This window comes from Flavivirga jejuensis, from assembly GCF_030540765.1.
GTDB lineage: Bacteria > Bacteroidota > Bacteroidia > Flavobacteriales > Flavobacteriaceae > Flavivirga > Flavivirga jejuensis.
The window spans coordinates 917,240-929,705 of record NZ_JAUOEL010000001.1 but is presented as its reverse complement, the minus strand read 5'-3'; the positions used below and the strand labels follow the sequence as shown (position 1 = coordinate 929,705).

Annotated in this window: 10 protein-coding genes; 9 read left to right on the top strand and 1 reads right to left on the bottom strand. The window is 31.7% G+C overall.

Going from position 1 to position 12,466, the window contains the following annotated elements; all coding sequences use genetic code 11:
• Nucleotides 1–66: 66 nt before the first annotated feature.
• From Q4Q40_RS04100 to Q4Q40_RS04060, 9 genes are all read left to right on the top strand, one after another.
• The gene (locus Q4Q40_RS04100) at nucleotides 67–744 is read left to right on the top strand and encodes a PA14 domain-containing protein (protein WP_303300434.1); all 678 of its coding nucleotides are present in this window, start codon (nucleotides 67–69) and stop codon (nucleotides 742–744) included.
• Between the two features lie 243 nt (nucleotides 745–987).
• Nucleotides 988–1,614 carry a hypothetical protein gene (locus tag Q4Q40_RS04095; RefSeq protein WP_303300432.1) on the top strand — a complete coding sequence of 209 codons (627 nt, stop codon included), beginning with the start codon at nucleotides 988–990 and terminating at the stop codon, nucleotides 1,612–1,614.
• 203 nt (nucleotides 1,615–1,817) lie between these two features.
• Nucleotides 1,818–3,365 carry a helicase HerA-like domain-containing protein gene (locus Q4Q40_RS04090; RefSeq protein WP_303300431.1) on the top strand — a complete coding sequence of 516 codons (1,548 nt, stop codon included), beginning with the start codon at nucleotides 1,818–1,820 and terminating at the stop codon, nucleotides 3,363–3,365.
• A 243-nt stretch (nucleotides 3,366–3,608) separates the two neighbouring features.
• Entirely contained in the window at nucleotides 3,609–4,169 is a 561-nt protein-coding gene (locus Q4Q40_RS04085) for a hypothetical protein (protein ID WP_303300430.1), read from the top strand.
• Between the two features lie 12 nt (nucleotides 4,170–4,181).
• Nucleotides 4,182–5,153: a YitT family protein gene (locus tag Q4Q40_RS04080; protein ID WP_303300428.1), complete on the top strand. Its 972-nt coding sequence runs from the start codon at nucleotides 4,182–4,184 to the stop codon at nucleotides 5,151–5,153.
• Nucleotides 5,154–5,225: 72 nt separating this feature from the next.
• Nucleotides 5,226–5,594, top strand: a complete 369-nt coding sequence (locus tag Q4Q40_RS04075; protein WP_303300427.1) for a cupin domain-containing protein — start codon at nucleotides 5,226–5,228, stop codon at nucleotides 5,592–5,594.
• Complete coding sequence (locus Q4Q40_RS04070; RefSeq protein WP_303300425.1) at nucleotides 5,595–6,422, top strand: alpha/beta hydrolase family protein; 828 nt, start codon at nucleotides 5,595–5,597, stop codon at nucleotides 6,420–6,422. It begins immediately after the preceding gene.
• A gap of 19 nt (nucleotides 6,423–6,441) precedes the next feature.
• On the top strand, nucleotides 6,442–7,221 hold the full coding sequence (rluF, locus tag Q4Q40_RS04065; RefSeq protein ID WP_303300424.1) for a 23S rRNA pseudouridine(2604) synthase RluF: 780 nt from the start codon (nucleotides 6,442–6,444) through the stop codon (nucleotides 7,219–7,221).
• Between the two features lie 506 nt (nucleotides 7,222–7,727).
• On the top strand, nucleotides 7,728–9,974 hold the full coding sequence (locus Q4Q40_RS04060) for a glycosyltransferase family 4 protein (RefSeq protein WP_303300423.1): 2,247 nt from the start codon (nucleotides 7,728–7,730) through the stop codon (nucleotides 9,972–9,974).
• A gap of 105 nt (nucleotides 9,975–10,079) precedes the next feature.
• Here Q4Q40_RS04060 and Q4Q40_RS04055 read toward each other — a convergent pair whose 3' ends face one another.
• Entirely contained in the window at nucleotides 10,080–11,939 is a 1,860-nt protein-coding gene (locus Q4Q40_RS04055; RefSeq protein ID WP_303300422.1) for a glycoside hydrolase family 130 protein, read from the bottom strand.
• Nucleotides 11,940–12,466 lie beyond the last annotated feature (527 nt).

Sequence of the window (12,466 nt, the reverse complement as noted above, 5' to 3'; positions counted from 1 at the left end):
GTTTTGGTTTTATACATTTGGCGAAGATTGATTTAAACTATTAGCCCCTTAAAATCTATCTTAAGAATGAATAAAACCTCGTGTTTAATAATGCTGTTATTCAGTAGTTATTATAGTAACTCCCAAGTAGGTATTGGTACAACAAATCCACAAGCACAACTTGATGTCTCTGGCGGTAATGTCAGATTTTCTAATTATGGAACTGGCGCTGTCACAGGAACCGAAACATATCTTTTAGGTGTAGACAGTGATGGAGATATCATTGAATCTTCCTTAAATGGTATTAATCAACCCGGACTACAATATTACACATGGGACACAGCAAATACTACAGAGCCCAATATTGATAACAAACGTACACTTGGAGTCCCTACCACTCAAGGCGTTTTTAATGGCGATTTAGACGATACTGCAAAAGCCTCAATAGAACCAGACAATCTTGGGTATATTCTTAATTATACAGGTACAATAAGGGTTAAAAATACAGGTGTTTTTACATTTAACGCAAGATCTGACGATGGAAGCAGGATATATATCGATAATGTTCTGGTTGTTGAAAACTGGTCCGACCAATCTCCTGTTACAATAAGTAATAGTGTCACATTAGCACGAGGAGAACACAGAATAGAATTTTGGTATTATCAAAATACAGGAGGTGGTTTGATGCAATTTACATGGGGAGCAAATCCAGACTCCTATACGGCAGGCTCTTTTATTAATGCGAATCAATTTTTTGTTAAATAAGTAAACAAAAATACCTACTATGCATTTAGAAAAGACAGTCATATATGACTTATAGTGTGATTACTACGATTTACTAACTTTTAACAAGTTGAGTGTTTTTTCATAAATACACAACGGGTTAAACAAAATAAAAATTGTAATGAAGATAAAACATAAAATTGCCTTAAAAATATTTGTATAACATAAGCATTTTATTTATATATTAGTAATATAAAAGTAAATTGCTAAAAACCTCTCTCAAGGATGAAAAAAATAGCTTATTCTATAATGCTACTCTTTTGTATGCATTATTTTGGTCATGCCCAAGTAGGTATTGGTACAACATCACCTACGGCAGAATTAGAAATAGAAACTACTAATACAGGTATGCCTGCACTAGAGATCAATCCTCAAACCGCCCCCGTAGGCTCTGTTACAGGGCAACTAGCTGTTATAGGTGACAAACTATTTATGTACGACGCCACTAGAGTGAAATGGCTTAGTGTAGAAACAACGGCCCTTCAATATGGCTATGAAGCAACAGCAGATGATCGAATGCTCTGGTTTGGTGGAGATATTGGTAACAATTCAACAACAGAGGATGATACAGGTCCAAAAATGCCTTTCGATGGTAGTATTGTTTATATCACAATTGAGTCATCAGGAGGAAATACTTCAAAAAGTTTTGAAATTGTAGTTAACGGAACTGCAGTTCCAAATAATGCAGACCCAACTCTAGACGGAAGGTTTAATCTTTCTGGAGGGTCTTTTACCAGAACTACTTTTAATATTGATTTTAATGCTGGAGACTATATCATGTTAAAAGCTAGAAATAATGGTTCTGGCGTTATAGATCCAGCGGCAATCATTTGGGTTAAATGGCGTGAATAGATTAAGAAGCTGTTTAAATTTTATTCTTTAGCTTATTTTGTCGTCTTAAGCCCTCATTCTACAACAAAATTTCTTTCAATAGTGATGCTATTCACATTTATTTTCCTTACGTCGAACTCAGGTTTATAGGTTCTTTTTTCACAATAAAAACCTTATTTTTTTCTTCCTTATTTTTCCTGTATTTTTATGCAAAATTATAGTTCATGGGGAATAAAGAAAAATTTTTAAAACATATTACTGAAGGCAATACGACTAAAGGTGATTTTATCCCCATAGGTGCAGCCATGTTAGATGGTGAAACAGTTACAGATGCGCATGTAAAAATACCTTTAAAAACTATGAATCGCCATGGTTTAATTGCCGGTGCTACGGGGACAGGAAAAACAAAATCATTACAAGTACTTGCTGAGAATTTAAGTGATAAAGGAGTCCCTGTATTACTTATGGATATTAAAGGTGATTTAAGTGGATTGGCACAACCGAGCCCAGGACATCCAAAAATTGATGAGCGCCATGAGAAAATAGGATTGCCATTTGATGCTAAAAGTTTCCCTGTAGAAGTTTTAACGCTTTCCGAACAAGATGGTGTGCGTTTAAGAGCTACCGTTAGTGAATTTGGACCTGTACTACTCTCAAGAATTTTAGATCTATCTGAAACACAATCTGGTGTCGTAGCTGTTATTTTTCAGTATTGTGACGATAATAAATTACCTGTTTTAGATTTAAAAGATTTTAAAAAGATCTTACAATACGCTACTAATGAAGGCAAAAAAGAGTTTACGGAAGCTTATGGTAGAATTTCAACGGCTTCAACTGGAGCCATTTTACGAAAAGTAGTTGAATTAGAACAACAAGGTGCCGATTTATTTTTTGGTGAAACGTCTTTCGATACTCAAGATCTATTAAGAATTGATGAGAACGGGCGTGGTTATATCAATATTATTCGATTAACAGATATTCAAGATAGACCTAAATTATTCTCAACATTTATGCTGAGTTTATTGGCTGAAATTTATTCTACTTTTCCTGAGCAAGGTGACAGTGACAGACCTGAATTGATTCTATTTATTGACGAAGCACATCTTATTTTTAATGAAGCATCAAAAGCATTAATAAATCAAATTGAAAGTATCGTAAAACTAATAAGAAGTAAAGGTGTAGGCTTATATTTTGTAACACAAAACCCAACAGATGTTCCAGAAGCCGTTTTAGGCCAACTTGGTTTAAAAGTACAACATGCCCTTAGAGCGTTTACTGCTAAAGATAGAAAAGCTATAAAATTGACAGCACAAAACTATCCTGATTCTGAATATTATGATACCGCAGAGGTCTTAACGTCTTTAGGTATTGGAGAGGCTTTAGTATCTGCTTTAGATGAAAAAGGAAGACCAACACCGCTGGCAGCAACTATGATGCGAGCACCAATGAGTAGAATGGATGTTTTAAGCGATATAGAATTAAGCACATTACTTTCAAAATCAAAATTGGTAAAAAAATACAATAAAGATATTGATAGGGAAAGTGCTTACGAGATGCTTAATAAAAAGATAGAACTAGCCGAAGCAGAAGAAGCAAAAGAAAAAGCCAGACAAGAAAAAGAGGCTCTAAAAAAAGCAGAGTCTAAACAGCGTGCACGCTCAACAAGTTCTAAAAGAACAAGCTCTAGAATGAATCCCATTGTTAAAGTACTTACAAGTGCTACGTTTATAAGAAGTGTTTTCGGTATTTTAACTAAAATTCTGAAGAAATAGTTAAACCACTGGACAGAAAGCTTATAGTTTCGATTTGGCAGACTAAAAGACTATTTCGTAACATGCCGAAATATAAAATAATAAATCTGGTAAAACTTAATTCGTGTGAATTCGTGAAACTCGTGTCAAAAATTTATAGAAATTGAAAGCGACATACACTAAAGCACATAGTTTTAACTACATTTGAGACCAATAAAATCAATGACAATCAATATTAACCAAATCGTAAATCATTTTTAAATAATGTATAGATCATTTTTAAGCCTTATTATTATTAGCCTTTTATTTTCTAGTTGTAAAAAAGAACAAGACCCTTTTGAAATTGGAAAGCAGCATATCGGGTCGCTAACAGATTCAACACAAATTAAAGACCTTAAGCTTATTTTTGCTAATGATTCTTTAACAACTTTTATTAGCGGAGGTGAGTTTGTAGTAAACAAAAACAATATAGATGTTTTTGAAAAAGGTGGTAAAAAACTTTTAATTCTAACTCCAAAACAGGTTTTAGACTCAACAGCTACTATCGGAAGTATTCAAGTTATAGATCCTCGTTATAAAACAGATAAAGGCATATCTACTCTAAGTACTTTTAAAGATATTTCAAATACCTATAAAATTTCAAAAATTAATAACCTGATAAACTCTGTCCTTATTATTGTTAATGATTTTAATGCAAGTTTTGTTATAGATAAAAAAGAATTACCTGCCAATCTTAGGTTTAATATGGATGTAAAAATTGAAGCAACACATATTCCAGATAATGCAAAAATAAAATACTTTTTCCTAAATTGGAATATGCATTAATAAACAAACAAAATGAACCCATTCTTATCGAAACTATTAGTTGACCTTGCTCGCAAAAGGCTTGAAAAAAAGCAAGCAAATAAGCCTGTAAGCAAAAAACAAATAGTGCCTTTGGTAAGAACGTTTCAAGTTGAATTATCACATGCCGTTAAAGAATACATTTTTATAATAATTGGTGTATTTTCTGCTGGATTTGGTTTAAAAGGTTTTTTACTCCCAAACAAATTTATTGATGGTGGGGCTACAGGGATCTCTTTATTATTAGAAAATGTTACATCTCTAGAATTAGGATTATTATTAATTTTAGTAAATCTGCCTTTTTTAATTCTCGCGTCTAAAACTATTAGTCTCAAATTTGCAGTAAAAAGCATTATAGCGATTACACTTTTAGCCTTAGTTGTCCATTTTGTAGAGTATCCCACTGTTACCGAAGACAAGTTATTAATTGCTGTTTTTGGTGGTTTCTTTTTAGGTTTAGGAATTGGTATGTCTATGCGTGGCGGAAGTGTTATTGACGGCACTGAGGTTTTAGCCATATTTTTAAGCAGAAAATTATCGTTAACCATTGGTGATGTATTATTATTAATAAACATCGCAATATTCTCTGTGGGGGCTTGCGTGTTATCTATTGAAACAGCACTCTATGCTATTCTTACCTATTTAGCAGCAGCAAAAACAGTAGATTTTGTAGTCGATGGTGTAGAAGAATATATTGGTGTTACCATAATATCTAACAAACACGAAGACATAAGAATAATGATAACCGAAAAACTGAGACGGGCTTGTACTATTTATGCTGGCAAAGGCGGTTTTGGCAAACAAGGTAATAGTTACGATAAAGATATTATTTACACTGTAGTAACTCGTTTAGAACTCGCCAGATTACAAACCGAAATTGATAAAATTGATAGAAATGCATTTATTATTATGGGAATTGTTAAAGACCTAAAAGGCGGTATGATTAAGAAGAAACCTATGAAATGAGTAGTGTTCAGTGTTCAGTGTTCAGTGTTCAGTGTTCAGTGTTCAGTGTTCAGTGTTCAAAATTAAAGATTTGTGAAGCAAAAAAAATATAGTATTCAAGATAGTCCATTTATTGTACCAACCACAGATGGAAAAGTCATAAAAGAACATTTTGGAATAACTACTGATGGAAATTCAGAAATTAGTATCGCACATATGAAAGCACCTTCTGGATGGGGCGAACCTTTTCAAACCCCAGAATTTGATGAATTCACCTTTATAATAAAAGGTAAAAAACAATTTATAATTGAGGATGAAATTATTATTTTAAAGGCTGGTCAATCTATTAAAGTAGAGAAGCATACTAGAGTTCAATATTCTAATCCCTTCGCAGAAGTATGTGAGTATATTGCTATTTGTACACCTGCTTTTTCTATAGACCTAGTAAACAGAGAAGATTAAATGAATGAGCGCCTCCTAAAAGTTATTGGTTTTTATATCAACCTAATAAGTTATTTTTCGTCAAAATATGCTGCAAAATTAGCCATTAAGTTATTTTCAATCCCACAAAAAGGGAGACTTAATGAAGAAGAAGTCCAATACCTCAGCACTGCCATTCAAGAAGATATTATTCATGAAAATATCTCAATAAAAACATATTATTGGAAAGGTAAAAAAGACACTATTTTATTAGCTCATGGTTGGGAGAGTAATGCATATAGATGGAAACCTTTAATTGAAATTTTAAAATCTTTGGGTTACACAATTATTACACTCGATGCACCAGCACATGGTGATTCTGGAGGGAAATTATTTAACGCCATTCTTTATTCGGAGTGTATAAGTGTTATCGCAAAAAAGTTTAAAGCAAACGCTATTATAGGACACTCTGTTGGGGGTACAGCAACTATTTTTTCTCAGTATAAGACACCTTTAGAATCAATAAAAAAATTAGTATCGTTAGGTGCGCCATCAGATTTTGTTGACATTTTTAAACGGTATGAGGTTATGATGGGTTATAATAAAAAAGTTTCTCAAGCCATCAAGCAGTTTTTATTAAGAAAATACAATCATTTACCAGAATACTATTCTGCTGCTAATTTCTCAAAAGAGATCAAAGCAAAAATATTAGTTATCCATGATAAAAAGGATAGGATCATTCCCTATACAGATGGATTAAAATTCAAAAAAAACTACGAAACAGTACAATTTATTGGAACAAAAGGTTTTGGTCATGGTCTAAAAAATGACATTGTTTACAATCATATTGTCGACTTCTTAAACGCATAAAATGTTGTACTTTTGAGACATGGAAGTAGAGTTAAAACGCATTAATAAATTTTTAAGTGAGGTTGGTTATTGTTCACGTCGAGAAGCCGATAAACTTATTGAAGCTGGACGTGTTACCATAAATGGTGTTGTGCCAGAAATGGGCACAAAAATTGCACTAGGAGACATCGTTCATGTTGATGGCAAAGAAATAAAAAACGACAAAGTAAATTTTGTTTATTTAGCTTTTAACAAACCTATTGGAATAGTTTGCACCACAGATACTTCTGTTGAAAAAGATAATATTATTGATTTTATAAACTACCCAAAACGTATTTTTCCAATTGGGAGATTAGATAAACCTAGTGAAGGTTTAATTCTTTTAACCGATGATGGTGATATTGTAAATAAGATTTTGCGTGCTAGCAATAACCATGAGAAAGAGTATATTGTAAAAGTAGACAAACCTATATCGCAAACATTTGTAGAGCGTATGTCTGGTGGTATTCAGTTAGCAGAATTAAACAGAGTCACCAAAAAATGCAAAGTCGAAAAATTAAGTACCTACCAATTCAAAATTATTTTAACTCAAGGTTTGAACAGGCAAATTCGTCGTATGTGTGAATATCTAAATTATGAGGTAGAAACACTTAAACGTGTTAGAATAATGAATATTAAAATGGATATGCCTATTGGTGAATATAGGGAGCTAACAAAAGAAGAATTTAGTGAGTTGAATAATTTAATTAGCAATTCAACTAAAGAACATCAAGAATCGACAAACAAAATAAAAGGTATTAAACCTCAGAGCAAGCCTTAAACCCTAAATAGAAATAGACCCAAGGGGCTAGGTATTAACCTAGATCCTGCTAAAAATCGGGATTAGCCTGAGTGGCAAAGCTACGGTGTACCCACATCTTTTTAACCTGAGTTCGACGTAAGTTTGTTATATGATAGTCATTTGCTAAATAAAACGACTTAAATCCGTCATAATAATTAATAATACAAATAAGTATTATACTTATAAAGTACTTCCTGTTTTTAATAAAAACCATCTTTACAATTAACTAAGGTCTTACGAAATTTGATACACCTAAAACAGAAATAATAGTGTCTCCTTTTGATGTTCTTTTGTCTGCAAATGTATAAATGTTACCTTATCATTTATACAATAAAAATCATACTGCCAAATTTATAAAACGATCCTGTTAATAAAAATGATAGAAAATAACTACTAATATGTTGTATTATCTTACCATAAAGAATTAACTTACAGTGTTTTTATTATTTACATAAATCTTTCTTTTAACCTTTAAAAAGAAAAAAATGAGGATTATTATTCTTGGCAATTATATGCCCAGACGTTGCGGTATAGCAACGTTTACTACCAACTTAGCTAATTCTATTCTAGCTGCAAACTGCAAAGAAACGAACAATGAAGTGCTTGTAGTTGCAATGAACGACTGCAATCAGGAATATGAATATCCTGAAATAGTTAAACATACTATAAGACAACAAGAGCCAAAAGATTACACTATAGCAGCTCATTTTATAAATGATAGTAATCCAGATATTTGTATTTTCCAGCATGAATTTGGAATTTTTGGAGGAGAAAGCGGTGTATTTATATTAAGCCTGCTAAAGCAATTAAAAATACCAATTGTTACCACATTACATACCATATTACAAACCCCTAATTATCACGAAAAACATATTCTTAAAAAAATAGGCTGCTTATCACAAAAATTGGTAGTAATGAGTAATCTGGCTATTGATTTCCTAACTACTATATACGAAATACCTCTACAAAAAATCGCATTTATTCATCACGGTGTTCCTGATTTTTCTGAAATAGAAAACACTGGTACAGAATTTAATTATCCAGAAAAAAAAGTATTAGGCACATTTGGTTTTTTAGGACGTAGTAAAGGTATAGAAACAGTTATTAATGCACTACCAGAAGTAATAGACAAACATCCTGATGTTATTTATATTGTATTGGGACAAACACATCCAAATGTAAAAAAGCATTCTAATGAAGAGTATCGTGATTATCTTAAAAATTTAGCAAAAACAAATAATGTAGCTGACAATGTTATTTTCGAAGATGGTTTTTTTAAAGAAGAAGATATAAAAGCATTTCTAATAGAATCTGATATATACATAACACCATACTTAAATGAAGCACAAATAACTAGTGGTACAATTTGCTATGCAATTGGTGCTGGAGCATGCATTGTTTCAACTCCTTTTTGGCATGCTAAAGAATTACTCGCTGATGACAGAGGAAATACATTTGCTTTTAATAATAGTGATGATCTGGCAAAAACCCTATGTAATTTACTAGATAACCCAGATAAGATTGCCAATATAAAAGACGCCGCTTTCAATTATGGTAAAAAAATGTATTGGAATAAAATTGGCTTACAATATATTAAAATGCTTGATGAAATTAGTAATACCCCATTAATTACTCTTGATGAAAAATTACTATCACTACCCAAGTTTAATATGGATCATATTAAACGATTAACAGATGATATGGGTATATTAGAACATGCCAATTATTCTGTCCCAGATTATAAAGAAGGATATTGCCTTGACGATAACGCTCGAGCCTTATTGCTTGTTTTAATGGCTTATGAACTAGACGTTGACAAAAGCTCAATAGGTCTTGCTGATGTATATTTAAAGTATATAAAACTAATGCAAATGGAAGATGGCTTTTTTCATAACGATATGAGTTATGAAAAAAAGTTTTTAGACGAAAAAGGCTCAGAAGATTCCTTTGGAAGAACCATATGGGCTATGGGTTACTTAATTAGATTGGCTCCAAATGATAGCCATTTCCAATTTGCGAAAGATATTTTCTTTAAGTCTTACCATCATTTTGAAAAAATCACATCAATAAGAGCCATAGCGAATATAATAATTGGGCTTTGTCATTTTTTAAAGCGTTATCCAGATAATGAAAGCATTATACATTTAATGAATTTACTAACTTATAAATTATTACATCAATACAAAGATGAAAGTGATAGTGAATGGAAATGGTTCGAACCTATTTTATGTTATGATAATGCTATAATACCTTTAGCATTGTGGCATGCATACGACCTAATAAAAGATAAAGAAATTTATACTGTAGCAATTGAAAGCACCAATTTTCTAGATAAAGAAACTTACAGAAATAACAGAATTACTTTAATAGGAAACACTTGGTATTATAAAGGTGAAAAAAGACCCGCACAAGGGCAGCAACCTATTAATGCAATGGCTATGATAATGATGTATAACAAAGCTTTTGAAATTACTAAAGAAAAGGAATATCATCAAAAAATGCTTATAGCATTTAGTTGGTTTATGGGTAATAACGATTTGTTTATTCCTTTATATGATGATGAATCGAAAGGTTGTTGCGATGGTTTAGAGGCACATTGTGTAAATAGAAATCAAGGAGCCGAAAGTACTATTTCTTATTTATTATCATATTTAACCGTATGGAGTAGTCAACAAAAAGTAATAAAAGCTTCTCAAAATTCATTAGCAAAAAACAGCCTATTTACAACTTAAATAAGCAAACAAATTACAACTACAAAAAACACAAAACAAGTATTTAGATACAAGCTTTATAACACCTATCTGATTTTCTATTTACCCAATTTATCAGATACTACTTTATCTAAAAATATTTTTTAAACGCAACCTTAATAAATCTTTTTGTACAGGTTTGGGTAAATATTCGGCGGCACCTAATTGTAATCCCTTAATTTCATCAGCTTCACTATTATGAGAACTAAGAAATACAACTGGTATTTTTATAGATTCACTTTTTATGAATTCCAATAATTGATAGCCATTAAAGTTCGGCATTTCAATATCAGAGAGTATTAAATCGTACGTACTTTTTCCAATAGCAACTAAAGCCTGAACGCCATCTGTGACCTCATCAACTAAATACCCATCCCCAACAAGCATTTGGCTTACCATAGCCAGATTAGTTTTATCATCATCTACCAATAATATTCGCTTAGCATCATGTAACGGAGTGCCTTTTTTTCTTCTGTTGCTATATACCATATTATCAAACACCTCTTGTAAAGAAACATAAGCAAAACCACTGCTAGTATCACTCATCGCATAAGGAATAATAATACTATCATCATTTATTATAGAACCACAAGAATAAACTACATTAGGTACATAGCCCTCTCTTTCCTTTTCATTAGCAATTAATAAAGGGTTATCAAGTTGAGCCAATACGATACTAGGATTATTTAAATCTAATAAAATAGCGCCTAAAACATATCTGCGCATAGCTCCTACACCATGCGTAATAACAAGCCACCCCTTACTTGTTTCTATAGGTGAACCAGAATTTCCTAATTGTACAAACTCCCAAGGGTATCTGGGCTCTTGAAGTAATATTGGGTCATTGTCCCAATTATTTACTTGATCACTATACATGATGAAATTATTTTCTCCGTCTTGCCTTGATAACATAGCATATTGCCCGTTTATTTTTCTAGGAAACATAGCCATCCCTTTATTTTGTGCTTGTTTCCCATAAATAGGCATCACAGTAAACGTATAAAAATCTGTTGTTTCTATAAGTTGAGGCATTATAACGAAACCATTATAAGCAGTATATGTTGCATAATATTTCACATCCCCATTATCTTCTGTAAATTTCACAAATCTAGCATCTTCTAATCCATTACTCTCAGCATCCGTTACAGGAAAAATAACCCTCTCACTTATAGCTGTATCTAAAGAAAAACTAATTTGATATTGAGCATTCGCTATAAATTTAATAGCATGAAGTACTTTATTATTTTCTACTGTTATTTCATGATTATTTTCAAACTGATTTATATTATGAATTAACTCTCTAAAGAGGAACGTCTCATTTAAATTACCTAATATTTTTTCTACGACTTCTTTATCATCAAACTTCATGTCTTTTAACTTGAGTATAAAGTCTGTTTTTTTATATTCATGTAACTGTATCGTTTCAGCGATATCGACTAATTTACTCACCGAACCAAACTCTAATTGATTACTTTTATCTAAGATCGCCCCCCTAAAAACTATCGATGACACATGTCCTTCTCCAGTCGCCCTAAAACTAACAATTACTCTTTTCTGCCCTTCTTCTAAGTGTGATTGATCTGGGTCTTCCACCATTGAAGGATTAAAAAATGCAGCTGATTCTATAGAATATTCATGGGTAAAATAAGCACCAATTAATAATTTTATTTCTTTAGAAATACTGGACGAATCTATCCCTAATTCTGAAAATAAAAAAGTTACTTTTTTATAATGATTTAAAAGTATGCGAGTTATATTTCGATGCCGATTGCTAAAATCTCTTAGTGTCTGGTTCAATACTTGTGAAGCAACTCCCTTAGGCATTGCTATAACTCTTTTTATAATTTTTTTTGCTCTTTCTTCTCCTCCAGGCATAAAAAAGCGGATTATTACTCTTTTAGGGTCTGGATTAAAAAAAACTTTAAGCCTATTGATTTTTATCGCCATAAATTTATAAGTATTTACGCATAGCGCGTAAGGCAATATAACAATAATTATTTTAATGATGATTCGTTTACATCTATTAAGCTAACTTAATAACAAAATTTTTTTTTGTTATTCTCGGTTAAATTAAGGTATCAGTAATAAAAAGTAGTTTCAGTTTTTAAACACATACTTATTTAGAAATCAAATTACTTTACATATTAAAAACAAGCGGTCATACTTTTTAAAGATTCTTCAAGAAATGTTTTGGAGTTTAAATATTCTAAGGATTTAAGACAATTATTTGTTAAACTGAGTAGAGTAAGTCTGCTTATAAAAATATATAACTGTAACTTAAGACTGGAAGTCCATAGGTTTGTTTTGGCAAACTGAAAATCTACTTCGTGTCATACCGAAATAAAAGAATAAACAGGCAAAACTGAATTCGTATGAATCGCGTCAAAAATTTTTAGGAGCTAAAAACGAAGTACCCCTTTACAACTATAGTTGAGTCCAATAAAAACGCGTTACAAACTAAAAAATTTATAACG